We start from the raw sequence: 26,220 nt of genomic DNA, 5'->3' as shown, positions 1-26,220 counted from the left end.
TTCGATAGAACCCCCGGATTCGGTACCCGGCATGGTGCACTTGCATGGCGCTCCTCCTGCTTCGAAGGAGTGCCAAAGGTGTTTGAACTTATGCAATCGCCCCTCGCCTCATCGCACTATTTGCAGCGGCACCGGCGGATCGCGCAGACTGCACCGATGCCGTCCCCGACCCTGCTCGTCCTACTTGCCGGCGCCGCCCTGATCAGTCTGGGCGTGGGCCTGTACACACAACGCCGCGCCCGGCTGCGCCAGCGCACCATCGCCCGCGTGCTGGATGCCGCCGACGCACTGGAACGCGGACTCCGGGCCGCCCGCAGCGAGCTGGAAACGGTGACCAGTGACGGGCAGGACCCGGTGCGCGGCGCGATGCGCGAGCTATTGCGGCATCGCCTGTGGCTGCAGGAGCACGGCCAGACCGCCAGCCTGGCCGCACTGGAGCAGCTGCGCGCCTCCCTCGATGGCGCCCGCCGGCGCATCGACGAGCAGCTCGATCATGTGGCGCGTGCGCGCGCCGATGCCGCCCAGGCGGAGGCGAACCGATGAGCCAACTGGTTCTTGCCTCGACCTCGCGATACCGGCGCGAACTGTTGCAGCGGCTGCGCCTGCCGTTTGCACAGGCCCGCCCCGAGGTGGACGAAACCCCGCTTCCCGGCGAAGCGCCGCGGGCGCTGGCGGTCAGGCTGGCGCTGGCCAAGGCCCACGCCGTGGCACAGACGTTGGCCGGCAGCGACACCTGGGTGCTGGGGTCCGACCAGGTGGCTGACCTGGATGGGACGCCGCTGGGCAAGCCGGGCGAGCGCGCCGCGGCCGTGGCACAACTGCAGGCGATGGCCGGCAAAACCGTGTATTTCCACACAGCGCTGTGCCTGACCCATCCGGACGGGCGCAGTTTCCATGACGCGGATCTGACCGCCGTGCGGGTACGCCCGCTGACGCACAACGAAATCGAACGCTATGTCGATGCCGAGCAACCGCTGGACTGCGCCGGCAGTTTCAAGTCCGAGGGGCTGGGCATCGCGCTGTTCGATGCGATCGAAACCCGCGACCCGACCGCGCTCATCGGTCTGCCCCTGATTGCAACCGCACGCCTGCTGCGCCAGGCCGGCTTTCCGCTGCCGTAGCGGGCTGCACGCCAGCCGCGGGCCGCAGCACCAGCCAGTACCGCGCTGCCCCCGCATCCACCGTGACCACCTGCGGCGTGGGCATGCCGCCCAGTTGCCGGCTCAGCCAGTGCGCGAACGTCGCCTCATCGGCAAATCCTGCAAATGCTGGGTTGGCTACCACCAGCCACGACTGGTCGGACGGCACCGGGGCTGGCTGCAGCAACCCCCACAGGGCCAACTGTGCCTGCCGTCCGTGCTTGCGGTTGAGCGGGTGGTCGAGCACCGGGATGTCCGGATCATTCAGGACAAAACCCAGTTCTGCCCCGAGCTTGAAGTCAGCCGCCAGCAGACGGGTGCCGGGAGGTGCGCCAGCCTGTTGCAGCCGCACCTGCTGCGCCAGCGCCTGCCAGTCGGAAAAGTTGCCGGGGTAAAACCCGTGCCCTGCCGCCCACGCCCGCCCCTGTGCCGTGGCCGCCATCAGGGCATAGGCCAGGGCCAGCAGCAGCCCCAGCCCGGCCAACCCGTGTGCGGCCACCCGCCAGCCACGCGACCAACCCGAAAGCACCCAAGGCAACAGCGGCAACAAGGCGACCTGCCCGGCCAACGGCCAGTGGAAGCTGACCCGCTGGCGGTCGGCAAAAAATCCCAGCACGAAAAAACCTGCCCACAGCAGCCCCCCGCTCAATGCCAGATAGCGTGCCGCCGGGCGTGGGTCACGCAGGCCGCGTCCGGCGGCCTGCAACATCGCCAGCAGCAGCAATGGCGTGACCAGGATCAGCTGCACCGCCCCCAGCCGCAGCCCCTGCAGACTGAACGTCCACGGATTGCGCTCCAGCACCTGGAACCGAAGACCCGCCTCGGCGTGCTGCAGATTCCACCCCAGCAGCGGCAACCAGGCCAGCACTCCCACCGCCAGGGCCAGCCACACCTTGGGCTGGCGCAGCAACGCGCGTCCCTCGCGAAGCATCAGCAACGCCGCCCCACCCGCCAGCAGCACCGCCGCAAAGCGGTAGTGGGTGAGTCCGCCAAGCAAAAGCCCTGCGGCCAGCTCGCCCACCCCCAACCAGTCGATCCGCCGCAGCAGACGCAAACAGGCATCCAGACACAGCAACGTAGCCAGCAGCAACGGCACATCCGGCAAGGCCAGCAGCCCCAATGTCCCGGCCAGCGGCAGCAGCAACCACCACAGCCCGGCGCGCCAACCGGCCAGGGGGCCGAACTCGCGTGCGGTCAGGCGCACCAGCCAGCAAGGCAGCAGCGCGCCGATCAAAAGAAACGGCAGCCGCACACCCAGCACACTGTGCCCAAACAGGGCCGTCCCCAAGCGCGTCAGCCAGGCGGTCAGCCCCGGCAGATCCGAATAGGCCCAGTCCAGATGCTGCCCTTCCTGCCAGTAGAACGCCTCATCGACGAACAGCGGCAGGCGCCAGGCAATGCCCAGCTTGAGCAGAGCCAGCAGCCCCCAGCCAACCCAGAACGCCCGGCGCGCGCGGCGAACGGCAGCGTCTTCGTGTGCATCGTCCATGCCGGGCATCCTCGCTACACTGGCCTCCCCCGAGACCCATGCTTTCGACATGTCCGCGATCCCGGCACCGGCGCAGATCCTAACCGATGACCTCCGACACGCCCTGCGTCGGGCGCAGGATCAGGTCAACACGCTGGTTCTTGGCAAGCCATTGCAGGTGCGGCTGGCGTTCGTCGCCCTGCTGGCCGGCGGGCATCTGCTGATCGAGGACCTGCCGGGCCTGGGCAAGACCACTCTGGCGCACGCGCTGGCAGCGACCCTGGGGCTGGACTTCAAGCGGGTGCAGTTCACATCCGACCTGCTGCCTTCCGACATCCTCGGAGTATCGGTGTACGAAGCCCAGAACCGCCGCTTCGAGTTCCACCCCGGCCCGGTGTTCACCCATGTCCTGCTGGCCGACGAGATCAACCGGGCTCCGCCACGCACTCAGAGCGCCCTGCTGGAAGCGATGGCCGAGCATCAGGTCAGCATCGACGGCCAGACCCGGCCGTTGCCCGATCCGTTTTTCGTCATCGCCACCCAGAACCCGGTGGATCTGTCCGGCACCTATCCGCTGCCGGACTCGCAGCTGGACCGCTTCCTGCTGCGAATGGCGTTGGGCTATCCCGACCCGACCGCAGAACGCACGCTCCTGGCCGGAACCGATCGCCGCGACCTGATCGCCACCGTCTCGCCGCTGTTGGATGCGCCACGCATCCTGGCCTTGCAGCGCGCCGTGCAAACCGTCCATACCAGCGATGCGCTGCTGGATTACGTCCAGGCCCTGCTGGCGCGCAGCCGCAGCCAGCCCGGTGTGCGGGTCGGGCTTTCGCCGCGGGCCGGCCTGGCCCTGCTGCGGGCGGCCCGCGCCCATGCACTGCTGCTGGGCCGCGCGCATGTGCTGCCGGAAGACGTGCAAGCACTGTTTCCGGCGGTAGCCGAACATCGCCTGGTGGCCGAGTCCGACACCCATCCCGCCGACCTGGCCCGGGCCATCGTGCAGGCAGTGCCGGTGGACGCCTGACACCGATGTGGGATGCGCTGATCCGCCGCGCCCGCCGCTGGATGCGCCCACGCGCACCCGAGCCGCTGCCGGTGCAACTGGATCGGCGTCGCATCTACGTGCTCCCCACCGCCGGCGGGCTGTTTTTCGCCGGCCTGATCGGCGCGATGCTGCTGACCGCGCTCAACTTCAACAACAACCCCGGCCTATTACTCGCCCTGCTGCTGGCCGGCGCCGCGCACACCAGCCTGTTGGCCGCCCATCTGCAACTGTCGGGGCTGCGAGTGGAGGCGATCGCCGCCGAACCGGTGCCCGCCGGCACACCGTTGCACCTACGCCTTGCCCTGGCCGACAGCGACGGGCGCCCGCGCATCGGCGTACAAATCGCCTGTGGCGATGTGACCACCACGGTCAGCCTGACCGGCGGCAGCGTCACCGCCGAGCTCGCGCTGGCCACCGACCGCCGTGGCCTGCTGCCGCTGCCACGCCTGACCCTGTCCAGCATTCAGCCGCTTGGGCTGGTGCGGGCCTGGGCCTATGTCTGGCCGGCGCAACAGCTGCTGGTGTATCCCGCTGCGGAACCGCACGCACCCCCCCTGCCGCTGCCGGCCAACCTGCAGGGGCTGCCACAACCGGAGCGATTGGGTGAGGACGTCCACCACCTGCGCGACTACCGGCCCGGCGACGCCCCCCGTCTGATCGCCTGGAAGCCCAGCGCCCGCCACGAGACACTGCTGGTGCGCGACGCCGAACAGCCGCGCGGTGGCGAGCTGGTTCTGGACTGGCAGCACACCGCCGGCCTGCCGTACGAGCAGCGCATCCGCCGGCTGGCGCGCTGGGTGGAGATGGCCGAACAGGCGGGCCTGCGGTACGGCCTGCGCCTGCCCGCGCAGCCGCCGATCCCGGTCGGCCAAGGCGATGCCCACCGGCATCGCTGCCTGCGCGCACTGGCGCTGCTGCCCCAGGAGGCACTGCAATGACCGCCGTGGCCGCCCCGATGTCGCCCGCCAGCCACCGCTTGACCCTGCTGGCGGCCGCCGCCTGCCTGCTGCCGCTGCTGTTGCAGTTACCGCCGGTGCTGGCCTGGGGGATCGGTCTGGGCGGGCTGGCGATCACCGTACTGTCCTGGCGGCGCCCCTTGCCGGCCTGGCTGCGTCTGCCACTGCTGCTGATCGCCTTGCTGGCAGTGAGCCGTGAATTGCCTGGGATCGGACGCGATACCGCGTGCGCAGTGCTGGCCGCCATGCTGGCGCTGAAGCCGGCGGAAACAGTCACGCGACGCGACGGCCGCAGCCTGATCGGCTTTGCCCTGTTCGCCCCGTTTGCCACCTTCCTGCTCGACCAGGGCCCGCTCAGCCTGCTCCTGGGCTTGCTGGCCAGCGTACTGGCGTTGCTGGCGATGCAGCGGCTGACCACTGAAGCGGTGGGGTTGCCGCCGTCCCGGCCCTGGCCCGCGCTGCGGAAAGTCCTGTGGCTGATCGGGCTGGGGCTGCCGCTGGCGCTGGCGGCCTTCTGGCTGTTCCCGCGCTTGCCGACCCCGCTGTGGGGCTTGCCACAACGTGCGGCCGCAGTGCCAGGCCTGTCCGACACCATGACACCCGGCAGCATGTTCGAACTGCTGTTAGACGACAGCCCGGCCGCGCGGGTGCAGTTCTTCGGCACAACCCCGGCACCGTCGCAGATGTACTGGCGCGGCCCGGTGCTGTGGGACTTCGACGGCCGCACCTGGCACCAGGCCCGCGACCTGCTGGACCTGCCTCCGCCCCCTATGCAGCCGGCCGGCCCCGGCTGGGACTATCAGCTCGACCTGGAACCCACCGAAAGCCGACAACTCATCGCGCTCGACCTGCCCACCCGCCTGCCGGACGGAGCCCGCGCCAACTACGACTTCACCCCACAGGCCTTGCAGAAGCAGGACGGCGTGTCGCGCTGGCGGATGCAGTCGGCGCCACCGGCCGCCTTCGAGCCCACGCTTTCCCCCAGGCTGCGCGCCCGTGCGCTCGCCCTGCCGACCGGCTACAACCCGCGTACCCTGGCGCTGGGCCGGCAGTGGCGGCGCGAAGCCGGTGAGGACGCCGACGGCCAGCGTGATGCCGCCATCGCCGCCCGCGCGCTGGCGATGATCCGCCACGAGTTCGCCTATACCCTCAACGTGCCCCCGGCCGGCCGCAACGAAGTCGATGACTTCCTGTTCGAGCGCAAGCAGGGCTACTGCGAACACTTCAGCTCGGCCTTCGTGGTGCTGATGCGCGCCGCCGGTATTCCGGCGCGGGTGGTGACCGGCTATGCCGGCGGCTACCGCAACCCGGTCGGCGGCTACTGGCTGATCCGCAAATCCGACGCCCATGCCTGGGCCGAGATCTGGCTGCCACGCCGCGGCTGGGTGCGCATCGACCCTACCGCGGCCGTGGCACCGGAACGCATCTACGACACCCTGGCCGACCGTCGCCCGGGCCGGATCGGCAGCGTCATCGCCTTAGGCCCGGTGTTCGACGCCGCCGACTGGCTGCGCCGCGGCTGGAACGACCTGGTGCTTGGCTTCAATGCCCAGCGGCAGCAGCGCCTGCTCGATGCCTTGGGCCTGGATCGGCTGGGCAGCGCCGGCCTGGGACTGCTGTTTGCGCTTGCAGCCAGCCTGGCGATCGGCTGGGTGGCCTGGCAGGTGACCCGCACACCACGCCCGCGCGATCCGCTGCTGCGTGCCTGGCAACGTCTGGAACGGCGCTACCGGCGACTGGACAGGGCGCGCGCCGTGCATGAGCCGGCGCAGGTCTGGGCCGCACGGGTGGCCGCCGACATACCGCAGGCCGGCTTGCCACTGCCGGAGCTGGCCCGCCGCTTTGCCGAAGCCCGTTATGGTCCGCCGCTGCCGCCCGAAGCCGTGGCCGCCCTATGCCAGGAACTGGATCGACACCGACCTTGAGCAGCCCATGGCAGGGCTGCACTGGCATGGCCAGCGGCCCTGTTATGATGCCCCCGCGCTGCGGCGCGTCTCATGGACATCCCCATCTTCTGCCCATCGCCATTCTGGTCGTTTACCACCGCGCTGCCGACAGCGGCGGCTGGCGCTGACCCGCTTTCTCTTCCCCGCACCCGGTGATGCCCGTGCTGGAACTGCTGCTGATCGTCCTGGCCCTGATCCTGCTCAACGGCTTCTTCGCCCTGTCGGAGATGGCGCTGGTGACCTCGCGCAAGGCCCGCCTCAAACAACAAGCCGATGCCAGCCTGGGTGCCCGGCGCGCCCTGGCCCTGGCCGAGCATCCGGAGCAGTTCCTGTCCACCGTGCAGGTGGGGCTGACCCTGATCACCCTGCTCACCGGCATGTTCGGCGGCGAGGCACTGGGAACACTGATCGGCCAGTGGCTGGCGCGCCATATTCCGTGGCTGGGGCACTACGCCGCGCCGGTCGGCACCGTCCTGGCCGTCAGCCTGATCACCTACGGCAGCATCGTGCTCGGCGAGCTGCTGCCCAAGCGTCTGGCGCTGCTGGCGCCGGAACGGGTGGCCGCAGCGGTGGCGCTCCCCATGCTCGCCCTGGCACGCCTGACCAGCCCGGTGGTGTGGCTGTTCAGTGCCACCGTGCGCGTGCTGCTGAAACTGCTGCGCGTGCCCCACACCAGCGGCTCACGCGTCACCGAGGAAGAAATCCAGCTGCTGGTCAGCGAAGGCCATGAGCAGGGTGTGATCGACCGCGACGAGCACAACATGCTGCACCGGGTGATGCGGCTGGGCGACCGCACCGCCGACAGCCTGATGACGCCACGCATCCGCATCGCCTGGCTGGATATTTCCGCCTCGCTCGCCGAGAACTTGGCGGTGATGCAGGAACACGGCTATTCGCGCTACCCGGTGTACCGCGGCAATGACAGCGAGGTGGTCGGCATTCTTGAGGTCAAAAGCCTGCTGGGGGCACTCGGCAAACCGCAGCCGGAACTGTTTGCCAATCTACGCCAGCCACTGTTTGTCTCAGACTCCACCCATGCCATGAAGCTGCTGGAAATCCTGCGCGAGGAACAGCAGTCGATGGCGCTGGTGGTGGACGAATACGGCGACATCCAGGGGCTGGTGACGGTCAGCGACATCGTCGATGCCGTGATCGGACGCTTGCAGCCCGGCGGCGAGCATGACGCCGAGGAAGCGCTGGTGGTGACCCGCGAGGATGGCTCGCTGCTCGTGGATGGCGGCCTGCACGTGGATGAACTGCGTGAGCTGACCGGCGAACGTCTGGACGACGTCGGGGAACAGGAATACCACACCCTGGCCGGGCTTGTGATCGCTCACTTCGGCCGCATCCCGCATGCCGGCGAATCGTTCCAGCTGGGCCAGTGGCGAATCGAGGTGGTGGACCTGGATGGCCCACGCATCGACAAGCTGCTGCTGCAGCGAATCACCCCAACCATCCCGACGGCGTGACCAGTGCCTTCCAAAGCGAAGGCGCGTGTGTGGGAAGGTTTTCAGCGCATCAGCGCGACAAACGCCTGCGGTTCCAGTGGATGGCCCAGCCAATAGCCCTGCACCAGGTCACAACCGCGTTCGCGTAAAAGCTGGTACTGACCTTCGCGCTCCACCCCTTCTGCCACCACCACGACCCCCAGCGAATGCGCCATGGCGATGATCGCGCTGGTGAGCGCCAGATCATCGGGGTCACGCAACAGGTCGGTGATGAAACTGCGATCGATCTTCAACCCGTCCACCTGGACCCGCCGCAGATGGCTCAAGCTGGAATAGCCGGTACCGAAATCGTCCAGCCAGACCCGTACCCCAAGCTGGCGCAGCTTGCCAAGCAGCTCGGTGGCATTGGCCTCGTCGCTGATCACGGAGGTTTCGGTCAGTTCCAAGTGCAGCCGTTCCGGTGCCAGCCCGCTCTCGTCGAGCGCCTCGGCCACCTGCCTGACCAGCTCGCCACTGCGCAGCTGGCGGGCCGACACGTTGACCGACACAAACGGCGCCTGCCCGGACTCGCCATCCGGCGCAGGCCAGGTCGCCGCTTCCAGACAGGCGCTGCGCAGTACCTGCGGTCCGATCGATTCGATGATCCCACTCTGCTCCGCCACATCCACGAACACTGAAGGCGCTACTGAGCCGTATTCGGGATGTTCCCAGCGCAACAACGCCTCGGCACCGGCCAGAATGCGGTCGGCGGTGCGATAGATCGGTTGGTAGACCAGACTGAGCTCGCCGCGCTGCCAGGCATTGCGCAGCTCCTGCTCCATCTTCACCCGCCGTTCCACCGCCTGATCCATCGCCCGGCTGTAGAAGTGGTAGCAGTTCTTGCCGGCCACCTTGGCCTGGTACATGGCGATGTCGCCGTTCTTCATCAGCAGCGAGGCGCTGGTGGCATCGTCCGGGAAAACCGCCACCCCGACAGAAGCCCCCAGCAGTACCTGCCGCCCATGCAGCAGCAGCGGCTGGGCGAGGCGTGCCACCAGGGCCTCGGCCAGGCGGCTGGCGTGATCGCGCACGCTTGCCCCTTCCACCTCCGGGGCCTGCAACAGGATCACAAACTCATCACCACCAAAGCGGGCCACCACGGCATTACCCAGCCCCAGCGCATCCACTTCCTGTTCGATACGGGACGCCATCTGCAGCAGCACATCGTCGCCGGCTTCATGGCCTAGGGTGTCGTTGACGCGCTTGAAATCGTCCAGATCGATGAACAGCAGTGCCAGCTGGCTGCTAGTGCCCTGGGTTTCGTGCAGACGCTGTTCCAGCGCCTCCCGGAACGCCAGCCGGTTGGCAAGCCCGGTCAGGGCATCGGTGTAGGCCACGCGACGGATGTCTCGGTCATGCCGGGCCACGCTGTCACGCATGCGACCAAACGTGCGGATCAGGTCGCCCAGTTCGTCGCTGCGCCGGCTCTCCAGAACCGGCCCCGTGAAGTCGCCCGCCTCGATCCGGCGTGCCAGCATGCCCAGCGTGCGGATCGGTCGTACCAAGAGCCGATGTACCACCACTGCACCAACCAGGGCCAGGGCGATCAGCGCGACAAACATCAAGAGCAGCCATGTCATGCTGCGCTGGCTGACTGCATTGAACTGGTCGCGCAGCGATGCCAGGGCAGCCTCTTCGGCGCGCGCAACCGCCGCCATCGAATACCCGATCCGCACACCGCCCAGGCGCTCGTCACCGACCGTGATGGGATGGGACACATCGAGCAACTGACCGTAAAACCTGGCCTGCGGGCCACTGGCTGCCACCACTTCCGCCGCCAACGGGTCATCCATCGGCTGACCGAACGCCGCGATGTCGCCGGAACCATCATGCAGGATCCGGCCCTGCCGGTCATACACCAGCACGTAGTCCACGTCCGGCGTGCGCAGGATCGAACGGGCCAGCGTGCCGACCGCATCCAGATCGAAGTAATACAGCGGATTGGATAATGCATCCGCCAACTGCCGAACCTGCGCTTCGCCACGGATCCGCATCTGCTCGGCCAGCAGGGCATGGGTGTTTTCCTGGGCGATCGCCAGCGCCTCCTGCTGGCTGCGCTGCTCACGCAACCAAAGCCCTGCCATCATCAGCAGCACCAGCGCCAGACCGGACAGGATCACGATCTGGAAGCGCGACTGCAGGCTGATCGGCCGGTGCTTCACTCCACCTCCTGACGCACACGCCGAACACCGCGACCCAGCCACTGCAACGCACGCCGATCCTCATCGGTGATCGGCACCATCCGGCGGGTATCGAGAAACCGCTGCAATGCCTCTTGGGCATCAGGATCCTCTGCCGACTGTAGCAGCACCTGGCGCAGACGCGCTCTCACTGCAGGATCAAGCCCGGCGCGGGTCAGGATCAGCGCGCGCGGCACGTCCACGCTACGGCCGATGATACGGAAATCCTGGACGAATGCCGGTGGCAGCCGGGCCGGGTTGCGCCAGTCCAGATGGCTGAGTACCCCCGCATCCATCAGGCCCTTGTGTACCCAGGTCGCGATGTTGAGCTCGGTGCGGGCAAATACATACCCCACCCGGTCCGGCGCAGGCTTATCCATCGGCGACAGCAATGGTTCCAGGGTCAAGCCCTGCTCCAGCAACGTGATCGCGGGCAGGTAGTAAGCGCTGGTCGAATACGGGTTCTGGAAAGCCACACTGTGACCGACCAGATCGCGCAATGACTGGATCGGGCTGTCGCGGCGGACGAAAATCACGCTGTGATAGCGCAACACGCCATCACGCTCCGCCAGCAGCAGTGGATGCGCCACCCCGCGCTGCTCCAGCACCGCCGCATTGCCTGCGGTTTCATTGATCCAGTCCACCCGGCCGCGCCGCAGATAGCTGCCCATCTGCTGCAAGTCCTTGGCCATCAGGATGCGCCCGCTGTGGATACCGACCTCGGCCATGCGCGGCACCACGTACTCGAGCAGCGGCTTGAGCTGATCGTAATGGGCCTTGGGGTCATCACTGACCCGCCCCAGCACCAGCACCCCTGCATCCTCACTCCCCGACGACGCTGACACCGGTGCAGATGTCGCCGCCGATACCTGCGCCAGCAGAAGGCAGAGCAGAACTGCCGCGATGATGCGCATGACGTTCCGCCGTCCCCTTGATGCGTAGGCCTCGTCGAGGCTACCCGATTTTTTCGCCGCTGGCAGCATGACCTGCCAAACGCGCCATCCGCTGGGCATCGGCCAACACCCCGCGCAGCAGCCGCACTTCGGCACTGTCCAGATTGGCACGCAAAAACAGGCGACGCAGTTTGCGCATGGCCGATTCCGGTGCCCGGCCCTTGTGGAAATCGATCTGCATCAGGGTGTCGGCCAGATGCGCGAAAAACCCTTCCAGCTCAGCATGCGACGCCACCCCTGGGGGAGGCGGTGGCGTGCGGGCAGGCTCATCGCCCGCCGCCTCGCCCATGCCCAGCAATGCGCAGCGCAGCTCATAGCTGAGCACCTGCACCGCTGCCGCCAGATTCAGCGAGGGGAATGCCGGGTCGGACGGGATATGGATCGCGGCATGACACAGCTGCAGTTCTTCGTTGTCCAGGCCGGTACGCTCACGCCCGAACACCAGGGCGACCGGCCCGCCGGCCGCAGCCGTCACCGCCCGGACTGCTGCATCACGCGGGTGCAGCGGCTCCAATTGAATGCGCCGGCTGCGTGCGGTCGCGCCCAGCACCCAGTGGCAATCGGCCACGGCCTCGGCCAGGCTGGCATACACCGGGGCGGCATCGACCAGATCGTCGGCGCCTGCCGCCATGGCATGGGTGTCACGATCCGGGCGTTTCTCCGGCGCCACCAGCACCAGCTTCGACAGCCCCATGGTCTTCATCGCACGTGCGGCGGCACCGATGTTGCCGGGATGCTGGGTGCCCACCAGCACGATGCGCAGACGTCCAGCGATGTCCGTGGGGTTGGGTGGAGTATTCATCGGCGAATGATAAACTGCGCGCCCCGGCCACCGCGCCGGGCATCGCTCTTTTCCGCTACTCCCGTCACTTCCTCTTTTCAGCGAGGCGCTTTGCCATGCAGATTCCCGTCGTCAACGTCATGGTCAAGGCGGCCCGTGCGGCCGGCAATGTCCTGTTGCGCAACATGAACCGGCTCGACGCCCTCAAGGTGATCGAGAAAGACCGGCAAGACTATGCCAGCGAGGTGGACGAACAGGCCGAGCAGATCATCGTCAAGGAACTCCGCCGCGCCTATCCCGAGGCCGGCTTCCTGGGCGAGGAAGCGGGCATCCAGCCTGGCAAGGGCGGTGCACTGTTCGTGATCGACCCGCTGGATGGCACCAGCAACTATCTGCGCGGCATTCCGCACTGGTGCGTGTCGATCGCCCTGGTCGAACGCGGGGAGCCGCAGCATGCGGTCATCTTCGATCCGCTGCGCAACGAGCTGTTCACGGCCAGTCGCGGCAGAGGGGCGGTGCTCAATGACCGCCGCATCCGGGTGGCGGAGCGCCGTGATCTGGACGGCGCCCTGCTGGCGACCGGCTTCCCGCCCCGCGAACGGGTCCATGCACCGGCCCAGCTGGAGTGCGTGCGCGAGCTGCTGCGCAGCGCCGAGGACATCCGCCGCACCGGCTCGGCCGCACTCGATCTGGCCTATGTCGCCTGCGGCCGCTTCGACGGGTACTTCGAATCCGGGGTCAAGCCCTGGGACATCGCTGCCGGCATACTGCTGGTGCGCGAAGCGGGCGGCCGGGTGTGCGATTTTGCCGGCGCCCAAACCGCCCCGCTGGACCAGCGTGGTATCCATGGCCGCGCCTTGATCGCCAGCAACCAGAAGCTGACCGGCGAACTGCAGGCGTTGATCCGCCAATCCGGTTACGCCGCAGCCATCGGCTGACGTTTTTCCGGCTCGCAGGCCCAACATGGCACAGGCCGCAGCAAACTGCGGCCTGCCTTGAACGACATGCCCTGACTGATCAGGGCCGGCGCGCTAGCTCGGCGTGATCCTTGGCCTTGGGCATCAGATCCTGCTTGGACACCTTGAACGGGCCGATGGTCAGCATCGGCACCGCCACCACCACCGACGACACCACCACGATCACCGCGCCGATCATGTGGGTCTCGGCCAGCCCCTGCATCGAGCTACCACCGTACAGGTACAGCGCCAATGCCGACAGGAAGAACATCACCGCCGTGATGACCGTGCGCGACAGGGTCTGGTTGATCGAGCGGTTGAGCACTTCCAGCGGCTCGACCCGCAGGCTGCGGAAGTTCTCGCGAACGCGATCGAACACCACGATGATGTCGTTGACCGCAAACCCCATCACCGAGAGCAGACCGGCCAACACGGTGAGATCAAACTCGCGCCCCATCAGCGACATGTAGGCGATGGTGAGAATCAGGTCGAAGAAGGCGGTGATGCTGGCCACGACCGCGAATTTGAACTCGAAGCGCACGGCGATGTAGGCCAAAAACCCGACCAGCATGAAAATGGTGGCATATACGCCATTCATCGCCAGGTCGCGCCCGACCTGCGGCCCGACGAACTCGCCAGGCTGCACGGTCACGGGGTTGTCGGGCGTATCGATGGCAGCACGCACCCGCTCGGCGACCTTCTGGGCCGCATCGGCCTCGTTGACATGCAGGCTATCCGGCTGCAGACGGATCATCACGTCATTGCCGCCGCCGAAGGTCTGCACCTGGGCATTGTGCATGCCGGCCTGCGCCAGTTTCTTGCGGACCAGCTCGACATCGACCGGCTTGGAGAAATGGGTGCGCACCATGGTGCCGCCGGTGAACTCCAGCGCGAAGGTGAACCCTTTGAGGCCGATGATGGCAATCGAGGCGATCAGCAACAGCAGCATGAACACCAGCACCGGCTTGCGGTACCGCATGAAGTCGATGTTGGTGTCGTTCGGGATGAGGTGAAGCGGAAACAGTTTCATGCAGTCAGGTTCCTAGTCCCGTCAGATCGCCACCGACTTGAGCTTCTTGCGCCGCCCATAGATCAGGGTGGCCAGCGCACGCGAAACGGTGATCGACGTGAACATCGAGGCGAAGATGCCGATGATCATGGTCAGCGCAAAGCCCTTCAGCGGGCCGGTACCGAAGGCGTACAGGGCAACGCCCACGATCAGGCCGGTCAGGTTGGCGTCCATGATGGTGTGCGAGGCACGCTCATAGCCCATGGCAATAGCCGTCTTGGGCGGCACCCCCTGCCGCAATTCTTCACGGATACGCTCGTTGATCAGCACATTGGCGTCCACCGACAGGCCCACCGACAACGCCAGACCCGCAAACCCCGGCAGGGTCATGGTGGCACCAAACAGCGACATCACCGCCACCACGATCACCAGGTTGAACAGCAACGCCACCGAGGTGATCAGGCCGAACATGCGGTAATAGATGCCAAAGAACACCAGGGTGAACAGGAACGAGAACACCACCGCCTTGACGCCGCGTTCCACGTTCTCCGCGCCCAGGCTGGGGCCGATCACGTACTCCTCGACGAAATCCATTGGCGCTGCCAGCGAGCCGGCGCGCAGCAGCTTGGCCAGGTTCTCGGCCTCGGCGCGCTCAAGCCCCGTGGTCTGGAACTGCTTGCCGAACACGCCCTGGATATTGGCCACGGAAATCACCTCCTCCTTGACCCGGAAGCTGCGCACTTCCTTGCCATCGACCATCTTCACCTGCGGCACGCGCTCGGTGTACACCACCGCCATCGGCTTGCCCACGTTGGCGCTGGTGAAGTCGAACATGCGCTGGCCGCCAACCCCGTTCAGGGTGACGCTGACCGCCGGCAGGCCGTTCTGGTCGGTGGACACGCTGGCCGCCACCATCTGGTCGCCCGTGGCGATGACCCGCTTGTTGAGCAGGATCGGACGACCGGCGCGGTCGCGGTACAGCTTGGCTTCCGGCGGGATGCGGCCGGTTTCAGCCGCTTCCTGGGCATTGCCCTCCACCACCGCGCGATATTCCAGGGTCGCCGTGGCACCGATCATGCGCTTGGCCTCGGCGGTATCCTGCACCCCCGGTAGCTCGACCACGATGCGGTCTTCGCCCTGACGCTGAATGATCGGCTCCGCCACGCCCAGCTCGTTGACGCGGTTACGCAGGGTGGTCAGGTTCTGCTCGATGGCACTGTTGGCGATCTGCTGCATCTCGGCCTGCGGCACCCGCACCAGCAGGCTGCCATCGGCACCATCGGTATAGGTCATCGTCGGCTGCGCCTTGACCAGTGCAGCACGCGCCTTGGCCAGATCGGCCGGATTGGCCAGCACCACTTTCAGGCTGTCCACGCCGCTGCGCTCGACCGCACGATACGGCACGTGGGCATCGCGCAGGGTGCTGCGAATATCGTCGGCGATGGCGTCGAACCGCTTGTCGATGGCGGCTTTCTTGTCCACCTGCAGGGTGAAATGGACGCCGCCGACCAGGTCCAGGCCCAGCACCATCGGCTTGCCACCCAGCCGGGTCAGCCACGGCGGCACGGTCGAGGCCAGATTGAGCGCCACCGTATAGCCATCACCGATGCTTTCGCGGATCAGGGTATTGGCACGCGCCTGATCCTCCAGCGAGGTCAGCCGCACCACCAGGCTCTCCCCTTCCTTGGCGATCGACTTTGGCTTGATCTTGGCGTCTGCCAGGACTTGGCTGACTTTCGCGGTCAGGGCGTCGTCGATCAGGGCGCCACGGTTGGCGGTGATCTGCACGGATGGATCCTTCAAGTACAGGTTGGGCAGCGCGTAAAGCACGCTCAGCGCCAGCACCAGAAGGATGAGGACGTATTTCCAACGTGGAAATTCAAGCATTGCAGGATCCTGCTCGACGCCGTGACAGCGTCAGGTCTGGACAAGAAAGAGGGTAAGGACTCAAGCCGACTTCAGCGTGCCCTTGGGCAGGACGCTGGCGATGGCGCCCTTCTGCACACGCAGCTGCACACCGTCGGCCACTTCCACGGTGACGAACGCCTCGCCGATGGCCGCCACGGTGCCCGCAATGCCGCCGTTGGTGATCACTTCATCGCCACGGGCCAGCTTGTCGAGCATGACTTTGTGCTCTTTCTGGCGCTTGATCTGCGGCCGGATCATCAGGAAATACATGATCGCGATCAGCAGGATCGGGAACAGCAGGGTGGACAGCAGGCCCGGTGCGGCAGGTGCGGGCGCAGCCGCCTGGGCATGGGCAACGGGAATCAGCAGATCAATCGGGTTCATCAGTACATCCGGAAGAAATGGAAGGTCTTGCATCAAGGCCAGCGGCGGATTATGCCACGGCTGGCCAGCCACCCTGACCGCCGAGCGTCTTGCCGGGGCTTCACCTTACGTCTGCGCCCCGCGCCGGGCGGCATAAAACGCCTCCCGAAACGCCTGAAACTGCCGCGCGGCGATGGCATCACGCATCTGCGCCATCAGCCGCTGGTAGTAGCGCAGGTTGTGCAGGGTGCCCAGGATCGGCGCCAGCATTTCGTTGCAACGATCCAGATGGCGCAGGTACGCGCGCGAAAAGCCACCGGCGCAGGCCACGCAATCGCAGCCTTCCTCGATCGGCCGCAGGTCGTGCTCGTACTTGGCATTGCGCACCCGCACCACCCCGGCGGCAGTGAAATAGTGGCCATTGCGGGCATTGCGGGTGGGCATGACGCAATCGAACATGTCGATGCCGCGCGCCACCGCTTCCACCAGATCTTCCGGCCGCCCTACGCCCATCAGATAGCGTGGCCGGTCGGATGGCAGCTGCGGGCAGGTGTGATCGAGCATGGCATTGCGTTCGTCTTCGCTCTCGCCCACCGCCAGCCCACCGACGGCATACCCATCAAAGCCAATCTGCAGCAGGCCCTGCGCGGACCGGGTGCGCAGATCGGGGTGTACGCCGCCCTGGACGATGCCAAACAGCGCCGCATCGTTGCCCTCGTGCGCGCGCTTGCTGCGCTCGGCCCAGCGCAGCGACAACTCCATCGATTTCTCGACCACCCGGCGGTGCACCGGCTGACCGTCCTTGCCGTGTACCGGCGGGCACTCGTCGAAGATCATCACGATGTCGCTGCCCAGTACCTTCTGGATGCGCATCGACTCCTCGGGCCCGAGGAACACCTTGCGGCCATCGGTGGGCGCAGCAAAGGTCACACCGTCTTCGGTGATCTTGCGGCGGTGCGCCAGCGAGAACACCTGGAAGCCGCCGGAGTCGGTCAGGATCGGCCCGTCCCAGCGGGCAAACCCGTGCAGGCCGCCGTGTGCCTCGATCACCTCCAACCCCGGCCGCAGGAACAGGTGAAAGGTATTGCCAAGGATGATCTGGGCACCCAGGTCGCGCACCTGCTGCGGCAGCACGCCTTTCACCGAGCCGTATGTCCCCACCGGCATGAACGCGGGCGTTTCGACCTCCCCACGCGGAAAGCTGATCCGACCACGCCGGGCCGCGCCATCACTACCCAGCAGGGTAAACCGCATCCGGCTCATGCCCCCGCCTCCTGCGGCCACAGCAGCATGGCATCGCCATAGCTGAAGAAGCGATAGCGCTGGCGCACCGCATGTTCGTACGCGGCAAACACCCGTGCCTTGCCGGCAAAGGCCGAGACCAGCATCAGCAGCGTGCTTTCCGGCAGATGGAAGTTGGTCATGAGGGCATCGATGCTGCGGATGTGATAGCCGGGATAGATGAAGATATCGGTGTCGCCGGAAAACGGGCGCAGCTCGCCTGCGACCATGGCGCTTTCCAGCGCACGCACCACGGTGGTCCCCACCGCGATCACCCGCCCGCCAGCGGCGCGGGTGCGCTGCCATTGCGCCACAAGCTCGGCGCTGACGTTGATCCATTCGCTGTGCATGTGATGCTGGCGCACGTCCTCCACCCGCACCGGCTGAAAGGTGCCCGCCCCCACGTGCAGGGTGATCTGACCGGTTTCAATGCCATGCGCACGCAACGCTGCCAGCAGCGGAGCGTCGAAATGCAGGCCCGCCGTCGGCGCGGCCACCGCCCCTGCCTCGCGTGCGAATACGGTCTGGTAGCGCTCGTGATCGGCGGGCTCCGGCGCACGCTGGATATAGGGCGGCAGCGGCATCTGCCCGGCGCGTTGCAGCCAGTCTTCCAGTCGGCCTTCGACATGGAAGCGCAGTTGCCAGAACCCATCGTCCTCGCGCGCCAGCACCTCGGCTTCGCCGCCCGCCTGAAGCAGGATCCGGCTGCCGGGTTTGGGCGGCTTGCTCACCCCTAACTGCACACGCGCCTCGTCGCCAGGCAGCAGACGCTCGATCAGGATCTCCACCCGCCCCCCGGTCGGCTTGGTACCAAACAGCCGCGCCGGAATCACCCGGGTGTCGTTGAACACGAGCAAGTCGCCCGGCCGTAGCAGCGCGGGCAAATCGCGCACATGGAGGTCTTGCAACGGCGCCGTGCCCGGCGGCACATGCAGCAGGCGACTGGCCGAGCGCTCGGGCAACGGCGCCTGGGCGATCAGTTCGGGCGGCAGGTGGTAGTGAAAATCGGTGGTTTTCAACGCAGCGTCAGGGCAGCCAGGGGCTGCGCATTGTAGAGGGTGGCGGCATCCGGCCTGCGGGCCGGGGCTTTCAGCGCTCAAACTTGGTGGACAGGATGATCGAGGTATTCGTGCGCTCCACGCCCTCGATGGCGCCGATACGGTCGGTCAGCACATCCATCTCGCCGACCGTACTGGTCACCACCAGCGCGATCAGATCATGACCGCCGCTGACCGAGTACAGGACCCGCACCTCATGCATGGCCTGCAAGGCCTTGACCACCAACGTCATCTGGCGGGGACGCACGGTGATCATGATGTGAGCGCGGATGCGGTTGCGCTCCAGTTCGTCATCGACACGCACGGTATAGCCGCGGATCACCCCGTTCTGCTCCAGCCGGGCGATCCGGTTCTGCACCGTGGTGCGGGACAACCCCAGCCGGCGGGCAATGTCGGCGGTGGACGCGCGGGCGTCCTCACGGAGCAGGGATAAAAGCTGTTCGTCGGCGGCAGAAATTCGCATAGTGCCGAATGATACCGTCGATTCGCCCAAAATGCCCTGCGTTTGGGTCGAAACCACCCTACCGAACGACACCGATCCCGCGATAATGGCATTTTGGCCGGCTGCCGCCCGCAGCCCATGGCCGCCGACCGGGAGAGTCCATATGCACCTGATCGATACCCTTGCCCCGCTGCGTGCCCATGGCGGCATGCGCACCATTGGCCTGGATGACGCCACCCTGGCCGCCTTCGCCGCGCGCGACCCGCAGCTCCCCGAAGCCGTGGCCGCTGCCGCCGCCGAGTATGAGCGCGTGCGCGCCGAGTTCCCGGAGCTGCTGGACATGCACGAAGACGCCCAACGCGCCCGGGTGCAGGACGGGTTCGTCAACTTCTACTCGCAGGACAATGCCAACCCCTACGTGGCACTGGCCGCGCGCGGGCCGTGGATCGTCACCCTGAAGGGGGCGGTGCTGTACGACACCGGCGGCTACGGCATGCTCGGTCTGGGTCATGCCCCGGCCGCGGTGATCGAGGCGATGGCCAAGCCGCAGGCGATGGCCAACATCATGACCCCCAGCATCTCGCAGCTGCGCTTTGCCCGGGCGATGCGCCGGGAGATCGGCCAGACCCGTGGCGGCTGCCCCTATGCCGCTTTCATGTGCCTGAACTCGGGCTCGGAATCGGTGTCGCTGGCCGCCCGCATCGTCGATGCCAATGCCAAGACCATGACCGACCCCGGCGCCCGCCACGCGGGCAAGACCATCAAGCGGGTGGTGGTCAAGGGCGCCTTCCATGGCCGCACCGAAGCCCCGGCGCTGTATTCGGACTCCACCCGCAAGACCTATGCGCAGCATCTGGCCAGCTTCCGCAACGAGCACAGCGTGATCACGGTGCCGCCTTATGACATGGACGCGCTGCGCAAGGTGTTCGCCGATGCCGAGGCCAATGGCTGGTTCATCGAGGCCATGTTCCTGGAGCCGGTGATGGGCGAAGGCGACCCCGGCCGCAGTGTGCCGGTGGCCTTCTATAACCTCGCCCGCGAGCTGACCGCCGCGCACGGCAGTCTGCTGCTGGTGGATTCGATCCAGGCCGGCCTGCGCGCCACCGGCTATCTGTCGATCGTCGATTACCCCGGCTTTGAAGGCATCGAAGCCCCGGACATGGAAACCTATTCCAAGGCGCTCAACGCCGGCCAGTACCCGCTGTCGGTGCTGGCGGTCAACGCACGCGCTGCCGACATCTACAAGCGCGGTCTGTACGGCAACACCATGACCGCCAACCCGCGCGCACTCGATGTCGCCTGCGCAGTGCTCAGCCAGATCACCCCGGCCCTACGCGAGAACATCCGCGAACGCGGCCGCCAGGCAATCGCCCTGCTGGAAGCCCTGAAAGCCGAACTGAACGGCCCGATCACCAAGGTGCAGGGCACCGGCCTGCTGTTCTCCTGCGAGCTGACCAAGGAGTTCAAGGGCTACGGCGCCGGTTCCACCGAGGAGTGGCTGCGCGAGCGCGGCATCGGTGTGATCCACGGCGGCGAAAACTCGCTGCGCTTCACGCCGCACTTCGCCATGACCGAGGACGAGCTGAAGCTGGTGGTCGGCATGGTCAAGCGCGCGATTCTGGAAGGCCCGCGCGTGGCCCGGCCTGCCGCCGCCTGAACCTGACTCACGCTCTGCCACACTGCCGGGGCGGCCATCTGGCCGCCCCGTCTGTTTTTGCGCGCACGATCCCGCTACGCTGGCAGTATGAAAACCGTCGTCGTCGATCATCCGCTGGTCCGCCATAAGCTCGGCAAGCTGCGCGACATCCAGACCGATCCGGTGCATTTCCGCCAAATCGCCGGTGAAGTGGCCAGCCTGCTGGCCTACGAGGCCACCCGCGACCTGCCCACCGAGCCGATCACGGTGCAGACCTGGGCGGGACCGCTGGCGGTCGAACACGTGCGCGGCGAGGCCCTCACCCTGGTGCCGATCCTGCGCGCAGGTCTTGGTTTTCTGCCAGGTGTGCAGGCGCTGCTACCGGCTGCGCCGGTGAGCGTGATCGGCTTGCGCCGTAACGAGACCACCCATCGTCCGGAAGGCTATTACCAGCGTCTGGCCGACCGCATGGACGAGCGCATCGCCCTGCTGATCGACCCGATGCTGGCCACCGGCGGCAGCGCCATCGCGGCCATTGCCATGCTCAAACAAGCCGGTTGTCGGCGCATCAAATGCCTGTTCCTGGTCGCCGCACCGGAAGGGTTGGCGGCCCTGGAGGCGGCGCATCCGGATATCGAGGTATTCGTGGCCGCCATCGACGAACGGCTCGACGAGAACGCCTACATCCGCCCCGGCCTGGGCGATGCCGGTGACCGACTGTTCGGGACGCCGGTGGACTGAAAAATCAGGGCAAGGCCAGCCACACCCCGGCCAACGCCATCAGCAGCAGCACCAGCCAGGTCAGGGCCGTCCCCCAGAAGCGCCCGAACGAATACCCGCCGGTCCGCGACAACCCCACCGCGTGCATCACCCGCGCCACCAGCAGGGTGCCGCCCAGCGCCCAGACGGCCAGCGGCGCCAAGCCGTTCATCTCCAGCAGGGCGAGCAGCAACAACGCCATTGGCACGTGCTCGACGAAGTTGGCATGCACCCGGATCTTGCGGGCCAGTTCCTTGTCACCACCATCGCCCAACCCGATCTTGTGGGCGTGGCGATGACGCGAAATCGGCGCCAACAGCGCCAGCAGCAAGACGGTGTGCAGGGCGGCAAACAGCAGGGTGATCTTGGGCGGCATAGGAGGATCGCTCAGTGGGCCAGGGGGCGGGCATGCAACTCGGCGTGCTCGTGCGCGGTGGTAAAGCGCCCGTTGCCGTCGCGCACCACCTGCGCCAGCGCACAGCCGGGGTCATGGGTGAAGAACAGGTGGACGTTGCGCGCCAGCTTGTCGTCCAGGAAGGCGCGCTTTTCGTCGATCAAAAGCTCGGGATAGCGGTCATACCCCATGGTGATGGGCACGTGCACCCACGGCCGGCCGGGGATCAAGTCGGCGCAGAACACCACACCGCCGTGCGGCTGGCCATCGACCATCTCCGGCCCGACGATCTCCGCCAGCAGCAGCCCTGGCGTGTGGCCATCGCTGTAGTGGAAACGCACGCTGTCGCCCAGAGCGTGGCAGTGGTCCCCCTCGACCAGCTCCAACCGGCCGCTGGCCTGCAGCAGCGCCGGAAGTTCCGGGATGAAGCTGGCGCGATCGCGCGGATGTGGCTGCGTCGCCCGCGCCCAGTGGCGGGCACTGACCACGAAGGTGGCATTGGGAAACAGCAGTTCCGGCGCGCGCCCCTCCGCCCATGGCGCCAGCAGGCCGCCGGCATGATCGAAGTGCAGATGACTGAGCACCACCACGTCGATGTCTTCGTGGCTGAAGCCCGCCTGTGCCAGCGAGTCCAGCAAGACGTGGCGGTCTTCCACCACGCCGTAGCGTTCGCGCAGCGCCGGCGGGAAGAACGCGCCGATGCCGGTCTCGAACAGCACGGTCTTGCCGTTCAGCGGACTGGCTAGCAGTGCGCGACAAGCCAGATCAATGCGGTTGTGGGCATCGACCTGCACCCAGCGCTCCCACAGCGCGCGCGGGGCATTGCCGAACATGGCACCGCCATCGAGTTTCTGGGAGTTGCCGAGGATCGACCAGAGCTTCATCGCACCCACTCCTGCCCGCAGGCCTTCAATGCGACACCAGGACGGCCGCCTTGCCGACCTCGTTGCGGGGATCGCTGCCGCCACGCAGCGCATCGCTGCGGCGATCCCACTCCACCGTCTGCAGGTTGCCCCAGACGTGGCTGGAACCGCGCCCGCCTTCGGCTTCGGCAGGCGGCAGCTCCAGGGTGTGGCCCATCGCGCGCAGCTTCGCCGCGGCCTCGGCGGAAATCGCGTTCGGCTCGGCATCGATCACATCCGGCAGCCACTGGTGGTGATAGCGCGGCAGCGCCGCGACCTGCTGCGCGTCCAACCCGGCGTCATAACCCAGGATGCCCAGCAGCACCATGGTGATGATGCGGCTGCCACCCGGGGTGCCAAGCACTGCCACCTTGTCCGGCGATTCCATGAAGGTGGGCGTCATTGAGCTCAGCATGCGTTTGCCCGGCTTGGGCGCATTGGCCTCGTAGCCCATCACGCCGAAGGCATTGGGGGTACCGGGCTTGAGCGCGAAGTCATCCATCTCGTCGTTGAGCAGCACGCCGGTGCCGGGCGGAATCAGCCCGGAGCCGTACAGCAGGTTGACGGTCTGGGTGGCGGCCACGCGGTTGCCTTCGGCATCGATGATCGAAAAGTGCGTGGTCTCCTCGTCCTCCAGCGGAGTCGGCTGGCCGGAGAGAAGATCACTGGGTGTGGCGCGGTCGGGGTCGATGCCAGCGCGCAGCCCGGCGGCATACTCCGGCGACAGCAGCAGCCGCTGCGGGATTCGCACGAAATCCGGGTCACCCAGATAGAACGTGCGATCACGGAATGCGCGCCGCATCGACTCCACCACCATGTGCACGCGCTCGGCCTCGGGCATCGCCTTGAGGTCGTAAGGCGCAAGAATCTGCAGCATCTGCGCCAGTGCGATGCCGCCCGAGGACGGCGGTGGCGCGGTGGTGATGGTCCAGTCGTGGTAGCGGAAGCGGATCGGCTCGCGCTCCTTGACCTGATAGGCCGCCAGTTCCGCCAGCGTCCACTGCCCGCCGGCGGCATTCACGCCCGCCACCAGACGCTTGGCGGTGGTGCCGCGGTAGAACCCGTCGAAGCCCTGCGCGGCAAGGCGCTCGAGCGTGGCGGCCAGATCCGGCTGGTGGAACAGATCGCCTTCACGAATCGGCCTGCCGTTGGGGGAAAACACCGCGCGGGTGCCGGGATAGCGATCCATCACCGCCCGCTTGACGGCATAGCCCTGCGCCATGCGTGCATACACCGGGAACCCATCGCGGGCGATGCGGATCGCCGGAGCCAGTGATTGCTTGATCGGCAGCCGCCCGTAGTGTTCGGCCACGTGCACCAACAGCGCCGGCAGGCCGGGGATGCCGGCCGACCACGGCCCGTTCTGGGCGCGGTCGGGATTGAGCTTACCGTTCTTGTCGAGGAAGCGCTCGGGTGTCGCCGCCGCGGGCGCGGTTTCGCGCCCATCGATGAACACATCGCGCCCGCTGCTGGCGTCATGCAGCAGCCACATGCCGCCCCCGCCCAGGCCGGAGCTGATCGGCTCGACCACCGACAACACCGCCGATACCGCCACTGCGGCATCGAAGGCGTTGCCCCCTTGCTTAAGGATCTCGATGCCGGCATCGGTGGCCAGCGCATGCGCGGAGGCCACCGCAGCGCCTGGCGGATGGGACTTGCCACCCGCTTCCGGCTCGGCCGACAGCACCGCCAGCGGCAGCACGAGCAGCAGAGTCCAGAGCGCTAAAACGACACGTTTCATCCGCGTGCTCCTGGCGGGTGGGCCGGCGGCATGACATCACGCCGCCGGCAGGGTACAGGCCAGAGCGACTTGCGCCCCCGGCTCAGCTCACTTGGCTTCTTCGAAGATGTAGGTCACCCCGGCCGGTTCAACCGCCACCTTGACCCGCTCCCCCAGGATCGGCGTGCCGATGAAAACCACTTTCACGCCCTTCATGGTGCCCGGCTGAACCTGCTTGAAGGCGGTCTCGATCATTTCGACTTCCTTCTCCTGCGCCGGCGAAGCAAACACCAGCATCACGCCCTCGGTCATGCCGCGCCCCAGGTCAGCCTGCAGCTTTTCCAGCTGGCGCTGGTACTTGCCTTCGAAATCTTCGGCATCGGTGTTGGGCAGGAAATACACATAGGGGCTGCTGGTGATGCCGCCCATGTGCGGAGTGATCTTGTATTCCAGATAGGGCTTCCAGTCTTTCTGTTCGCTGCTGGTGGGCAACGGTGGCGCGACCTTGGCCTCGTTCTGCTGCGGCGCCTCCTCCTTCTTACAGGCGGCAAATGGCAGCACCAGACTGGCAATCACGAGCAGGCGGAACACGATATTCATGGGCAATCCCCCGGGCGGTCAGTGGTTGTGGATGAAGCGGGCGCCTTCCTGCCGGAAACGGCCCGCCAATGGGCTTCGAGCGCCGCCGCAACGGCCGGCGGAACGAAGCCGGACACATCGCCGCCAAGGCGCGAAATCTCACGCACCAGCGACGACGAAATGAAGCTGTATTGCTCGGCCGGGGTGAGAAACAGCGTCTCCACCTCGGGGATCAGGTGGCGATTCATGCTCGCCATCTGGAACTCGTACTCGAAATCGGACACCGCCCGCAGCCCGCGCAGCAGGACGCCTGCGCCGACCTCGCGGACGAAGTACGCCAGCAGGCAGTCGAACCCCCGCACCTCCACGTTCGGATGGTGCGCCAGCGCCTGCCGCGCCAGCTCCACCCGCAGCGCAAGCGGCAGGGCCGGCCCCTTGGCCGGACTGGCGGCCACCCCGACCACCAGCCGCTGAAACAGCGGCGCCGCCCGGTTCACCAGATCCAGATGCCCGTTGGTGATCGGGTCAAAGGTGCCGGGATAGACCGCGATGCGCGAGGCGACACTCATATCGTCTTGGTCACTGCCGATCTGTCGAAAGATATCTGGGCAACGTCTGCGGAGAACTGCTCGGCAACGCTTGGGACGTCACCGCCATTCATGCGCCCAGTGTACCCCGCCGGTATAGGGCATAGCGCACCTGCCGGGTACGGTTTTCGCGATGCACCGCCCAGTCCGGGGGCAATACCGGGGTGTATTCCGCTGGCGTCTCCAGATACAGCCAGGCGGTGGTCGCCAGCCTGGGCGGCAGCAGTTCCAGCACGGCAGGCCATAGCCCGGCGGCAAATGGTGGATCCACGAAGGCGATGTCCCAGGCGGGCTCCGGGCTGGCTGCGCGCAAAAACGCCAGGGCATCGCCGCAATGCACCGCCACCCGGGACTGGCCCTGCAGGCGCTCCACTGTGGCCATCAGGCTACGCGCCAGGCCAGGGTCTGCCTCCACCAACTGGACGTGCGCGGCCCCGCGCGAGGCGGCCTCCAGACCCAGTGCGCCGCTGCCGGCAAACAGATCCAACACCCGCGCCCCGGGCAGTACCGGCTGCAGCCAGTTGAACAGGGTCTCGCGGACGCGATCGGAGGTTGGCCGCAGCCCGGGGCGGTCGGGCACCGGCAACCGCGAGCCGCGCCAGTGCCCCGCAATGATGCGCACGCTGCCGGGACGCACCATCGGTGCGCGCGTGGGTTGCCGACTCATCGGC

General features: G+C 66.9%; 24 protein-coding genes and 1 pseudogene. 9 read left to right on the top strand and 16 right to left on the bottom strand.

The features are described 5' to 3' along the window. The first annotated feature begins 156 nt into the window (after window positions 1-156). Window positions 157-543 (top strand): hypothetical protein, encoded by a 387-nt coding sequence (locus BUA29_RS03380; protein ID WP_072755220.1) that lies wholly within the window; start codon window positions 157-159, stop codon window positions 541-543. Next, window positions 540-1,121: a Maf family protein gene (locus BUA29_RS03375; protein ID WP_072755219.1), complete on the top strand. Its 582-nt coding sequence runs from the start codon at window positions 540-542 to the stop codon at window positions 1,119-1,121. Before BUA29_RS03380 ends, BUA29_RS03375 begins: the two co-directional genes overlap by 4 nt. Here BUA29_RS03375 and BUA29_RS03370 read toward each other — a convergent pair. Then, entirely contained in the window at window positions 1,057-2,628 is a 1,572-nt protein-coding gene (locus BUA29_RS03370) for a glycosyltransferase family 39 protein (protein WP_072755218.1), read from the bottom strand. The two genes, BUA29_RS03375 and BUA29_RS03370, sit on opposite strands and share 65 nt — an antisense overlap. 49 nt (window positions 2,629-2,677) lie before the next feature. Here BUA29_RS03370 and BUA29_RS03365 point away from each other — a divergent pair, with 49 nt between their 5' ends. The 4 genes from BUA29_RS03365 (at window position 2,678) to BUA29_RS03350 (ending at window position 8,023) form a co-directional block, all read left to right on the top strand. Further along, window positions 2,678-3,631: an AAA family ATPase gene (locus tag BUA29_RS03365; RefSeq protein WP_072755217.1), complete on the top strand. Its 954-nt coding sequence runs from the start codon at window positions 2,678-2,680 to the stop codon at window positions 3,629-3,631. Window positions 3,632-3,636: 5 nt separating this feature from the next. Then, window positions 3,637-4,590 (top strand): DUF58 domain-containing protein, encoded by a 954-nt coding sequence (locus tag BUA29_RS03360; RefSeq protein WP_072755216.1) that lies wholly within the window; start codon window positions 3,637-3,639, stop codon window positions 4,588-4,590. After that, window positions 4,587-6,533, top strand: a complete 1,947-nt coding sequence (locus BUA29_RS03355) for a transglutaminase TgpA family protein (protein ID WP_072755215.1) — start codon at window positions 4,587-4,589, stop codon at window positions 6,531-6,533. Before BUA29_RS03360 ends, BUA29_RS03355 begins: the two co-directional genes overlap by 4 nt. A gap of 176 nt (window positions 6,534-6,709) precedes the next feature. Beyond that, the gene (locus BUA29_RS03350) at window positions 6,710-8,023 is read left to right on the top strand and encodes a hemolysin family protein (protein WP_072755214.1); all 1,314 of its coding nucleotides are present in this window, start codon (window positions 6,710-6,712) and stop codon (window positions 8,021-8,023) included. Between the two features lie 41 nt (window positions 8,024-8,064). Here BUA29_RS03350 and BUA29_RS03345 read toward each other — a convergent pair whose 3' ends face one another. Genes BUA29_RS03345 through BUA29_RS03335 form a run of 3 tightly spaced genes read right to left on the bottom strand, consistent with a single transcriptional unit; the run spans window position 8,065 to window position 11,976 of the window. Continuing rightward, window positions 8,065-10,203, bottom strand: coding sequence for a putative bifunctional diguanylate cyclase/phosphodiesterase (locus BUA29_RS03345; RefSeq protein ID WP_072755213.1), 2,139 nt, complete (start codon window positions 10,201-10,203; stop codon window positions 8,065-8,067). Further along, window positions 10,200-11,135: a phosphate/phosphite/phosphonate ABC transporter substrate-binding protein gene (locus BUA29_RS03340; protein ID WP_072755212.1), complete on the bottom strand. Its 936-nt coding sequence runs from the start codon at window positions 11,133-11,135 to the stop codon at window positions 10,200-10,202. Before BUA29_RS03340 ends, BUA29_RS03345 begins: the two co-directional genes overlap by 4 nt. A 40-nt stretch (window positions 11,136-11,175) precedes the next feature. Beyond that, a complete protein-coding gene (locus BUA29_RS03335) occupies window positions 11,176-11,976 on the bottom strand; it encodes an RNA methyltransferase (RefSeq protein ID WP_072755211.1) in 801 nt (266 codons plus the stop codon). A gap of 95 nt (window positions 11,977-12,071) precedes the next feature. Between BUA29_RS03335 and BUA29_RS03330 the strand changes: the two genes are divergently transcribed. After that, complete coding sequence (locus BUA29_RS03330; protein WP_072755210.1) at window positions 12,072-12,893, top strand: inositol monophosphatase family protein; 822 nt, start codon at window positions 12,072-12,074, stop codon at window positions 12,891-12,893. 79 nt (window positions 12,894-12,972) lie between these two features. On the opposite strand, the gene secF is transcribed toward BUA29_RS03330, so the two are convergent. From secF to BUA29_RS03300, 6 genes are all read right to left on the bottom strand, one after another. After that, a complete protein-coding gene (secF, locus tag BUA29_RS03325; RefSeq protein WP_072755209.1) occupies window positions 12,973-13,941 on the bottom strand; it encodes a protein translocase subunit SecF in 969 nt (322 codons plus the stop codon). A 21-nt stretch (window positions 13,942-13,962) separates the two neighbouring features. Then, entirely contained in the window at window positions 13,963-15,807 is a 1,845-nt protein-coding gene (gene secD, locus BUA29_RS03320) for a protein translocase subunit SecD (protein ID WP_072755208.1), read from the bottom strand. Window positions 15,808-15,867: 60 nt separating this feature from the next. Continuing rightward, window positions 15,868-16,212 carry a preprotein translocase subunit YajC gene (gene yajC, locus BUA29_RS03315; protein ID WP_072755207.1) on the bottom strand — a complete coding sequence of 115 codons (345 nt, stop codon included), beginning with the start codon at window positions 16,210-16,212 and terminating at the stop codon, window positions 15,868-15,870. 105 nt (window positions 16,213-16,317) lie between these two features. Next, entirely contained in the window at window positions 16,318-17,454 is a 1,137-nt protein-coding gene (gene tgt, locus BUA29_RS03310; protein ID WP_072755206.1) for a tRNA guanosine(34) transglycosylase Tgt, read from the bottom strand. Then, window positions 17,451-18,491, bottom strand: coding sequence for a tRNA preQ1(34) S-adenosylmethionine ribosyltransferase-isomerase QueA (queA, locus tag BUA29_RS03305; RefSeq protein ID WP_072755205.1), 1,041 nt, complete (start codon window positions 18,489-18,491; stop codon window positions 17,451-17,453). The genes tgt and queA overlap by 4 nt, the downstream gene beginning before the upstream one ends. A gap of 70 nt (window positions 18,492-18,561) precedes the next feature. After that, the gene (locus BUA29_RS03300) at window positions 18,562-18,993 is read right to left on the bottom strand and encodes an Lrp/AsnC family transcriptional regulator (RefSeq protein WP_072755204.1); all 432 of its coding nucleotides are present in this window, start codon (window positions 18,991-18,993) and stop codon (window positions 18,562-18,564) included. A gap of 142 nt (window positions 18,994-19,135) precedes the next feature. Between BUA29_RS03300 and BUA29_RS03295 the strand changes: the two genes are divergently transcribed. Both BUA29_RS03295 and upp read left to right on the top strand, forming a co-directional pair. Next, on the top strand, window positions 19,136-20,629 hold the full coding sequence (locus tag BUA29_RS03295; protein WP_072755203.1) for an aminotransferase class III-fold pyridoxal phosphate-dependent enzyme: 1,494 nt from the start codon (window positions 19,136-19,138) through the stop codon (window positions 20,627-20,629). Between the two features lie 87 nt (window positions 20,630-20,716). Further along, window positions 20,717-21,349, top strand: a complete 633-nt coding sequence (upp, locus tag BUA29_RS03290) for a uracil phosphoribosyltransferase (RefSeq protein WP_072755202.1) — start codon at window positions 20,717-20,719, stop codon at window positions 21,347-21,349. A 4-nt stretch (window positions 21,350-21,353) separates the two neighbouring features. Here the strand turns inward: upp and BUA29_RS03285 are convergent, their stop codons facing one another. The 6 genes and pseudogenes from BUA29_RS03285 to rsmD form a co-directional block, all read right to left on the bottom strand. Further along, complete coding sequence (locus BUA29_RS03285) at window positions 21,354-21,743, bottom strand: MAPEG family protein (RefSeq protein WP_072755201.1); 390 nt, start codon at window positions 21,741-21,743, stop codon at window positions 21,354-21,356. 11 nt (window positions 21,744-21,754) lie between these two features. Then, complete coding sequence (locus BUA29_RS03280; protein WP_072755200.1) at window positions 21,755-22,645, bottom strand: MBL fold metallo-hydrolase; 891 nt, start codon at window positions 22,643-22,645, stop codon at window positions 21,755-21,757. A gap of 25 nt (window positions 22,646-22,670) precedes the next feature. Beyond that, window positions 22,671-24,317: pseudogene (ggt, locus tag BUA29_RS03275) on the bottom strand (gamma-glutamyltransferase); the annotation flags it as partial. 174 nt (window positions 24,318-24,491) lie between these two features. Continuing rightward, window positions 24,492-24,983 carry a hypothetical protein gene (locus BUA29_RS03270; RefSeq protein WP_072755198.1) on the bottom strand — a complete coding sequence of 164 codons (492 nt, stop codon included), beginning with the start codon at window positions 24,981-24,983 and terminating at the stop codon, window positions 24,492-24,494. Next, window positions 24,980-25,531 (bottom strand): pantetheine-phosphate adenylyltransferase, encoded by a 552-nt coding sequence (gene coaD, locus BUA29_RS03265; protein ID WP_072755197.1) that lies wholly within the window; start codon window positions 25,529-25,531, stop codon window positions 24,980-24,982. Before coaD ends, BUA29_RS03270 begins: the two co-directional genes overlap by 4 nt. An 88-nt stretch (window positions 25,532-25,619) precedes the next feature. After that, entirely contained in the window at window positions 25,620-26,216 is a 597-nt protein-coding gene (gene rsmD, locus BUA29_RS03260; RefSeq protein WP_072755196.1) for a 16S rRNA (guanine(966)-N(2))-methyltransferase RsmD, read from the bottom strand. Window positions 26,217-26,220: the final 4 nt, after the last annotated feature.

Source organism: Thermomonas hydrothermalis (assembly GCF_900129205.1).
Taxonomy (GTDB): domain Bacteria; phylum Pseudomonadota; class Gammaproteobacteria; order Xanthomonadales; family Xanthomonadaceae; genus Thermomonas; species Thermomonas hydrothermalis.
This window is presented reverse-complemented; position numbering and strand designations above follow the sequence as displayed.

Bases quoted from the DNA above. Each gene is read 5' to 3' on its own strand.
- BUA29_RS03380 (WP_072755220.1), top strand. From the start codon at position 157: ATGCCGTCCCCGACCCTGCTCGTCCTACTTGCCGGCGCCGCCCTGATC.
- BUA29_RS03375 (WP_072755219.1), top strand. From the start codon at position 540: ATGAGCCAACTGGTTCTTGCCTCGACCTCGCGATACCGGCGCGAACTG.
- BUA29_RS03370 (WP_072755218.1), bottom strand. From the start codon at position 2,628: ATGGACGATGCACACGAAGACGCTGCCGTTCGCCGCGCGCGCCGGGCG.
- BUA29_RS03365 (WP_072755217.1), top strand. From the start codon at position 2,678: ATGTCCGCGATCCCGGCACCGGCGCAGATCCTAACCGATGACCTCCGA.
- BUA29_RS03360 (WP_072755216.1), top strand. From the start codon at position 3,637: ATGTGGGATGCGCTGATCCGCCGCGCCCGCCGCTGGATGCGCCCACGC.
- BUA29_RS03355 (WP_072755215.1), top strand. From the start codon at position 4,587: ATGACCGCCGTGGCCGCCCCGATGTCGCCCGCCAGCCACCGCTTGACC.
- BUA29_RS03350 (WP_072755214.1), top strand. From the start codon at position 6,710: ATGCCCGTGCTGGAACTGCTGCTGATCGTCCTGGCCCTGATCCTGCTC.
- BUA29_RS03340 (WP_072755212.1), bottom strand. From the start codon at position 11,135: ATGCGCATCATCGCGGCAGTTCTGCTCTGCCTTCTGCTGGCGCAGGTA.
- BUA29_RS03335 (WP_072755211.1), bottom strand. From the start codon at position 11,976: ATGAATACTCCACCCAACCCCACGGACATCGCTGGACGTCTGCGCATC.
- BUA29_RS03330 (WP_072755210.1), top strand. From the start codon at position 12,072: ATGCAGATTCCCGTCGTCAACGTCATGGTCAAGGCGGCCCGTGCGGCC.
- secF (WP_072755209.1), bottom strand. From the start codon at position 13,941: ATGAAACTGTTTCCGCTTCACCTCATCCCGAACGACACCAACATCGAC.
- secD (WP_072755208.1), bottom strand. From the start codon at position 15,807: ATGCTTGAATTTCCACGTTGGAAATACGTCCTCATCCTTCTGGTGCTG.
- yajC (WP_072755207.1), bottom strand. From the start codon at position 16,212: ATGAACCCGATTGATCTGCTGATTCCCGTTGCCCATGCCCAGGCGGCT.
- tgt (WP_072755206.1), bottom strand. From the start codon at position 17,454: ATGAGCCGGATGCGGTTTACCCTGCTGGGTAGTGATGGCGCGGCCCGG.
- BUA29_RS03300 (WP_072755204.1), bottom strand. From the start codon at position 18,993: ATGCGAATTTCTGCCGCCGACGAACAGCTTTTATCCCTGCTCCGTGAG.
- BUA29_RS03295 (WP_072755203.1), top strand. From the start codon at position 19,136: ATGCACCTGATCGATACCCTTGCCCCGCTGCGTGCCCATGGCGGCATG.
- upp (WP_072755202.1), top strand. From the start codon at position 20,717: ATGAAAACCGTCGTCGTCGATCATCCGCTGGTCCGCCATAAGCTCGGC.
- BUA29_RS03285 (WP_072755201.1), bottom strand. From the start codon at position 21,743: ATGCCGCCCAAGATCACCCTGCTGTTTGCCGCCCTGCACACCGTCTTG.
- BUA29_RS03280 (WP_072755200.1), bottom strand. From the start codon at position 22,645: ATGAAGCTCTGGTCGATCCTCGGCAACTCCCAGAAACTCGATGGCGGT.
- BUA29_RS03270 (WP_072755198.1), bottom strand. From the start codon at position 24,983: ATGAATATCGTGTTCCGCCTGCTCGTGATTGCCAGTCTGGTGCTGCCA.
- coaD (WP_072755197.1), bottom strand. From the start codon at position 25,531: ATGAGTGTCGCCTCGCGCATCGCGGTCTATCCCGGCACCTTTGACCCG.
- rsmD (WP_072755196.1), bottom strand. From the start codon at position 26,216: ATGAGTCGGCAACCCACGCGCGCACCGATGGTGCGTCCCGGCAGCGTG.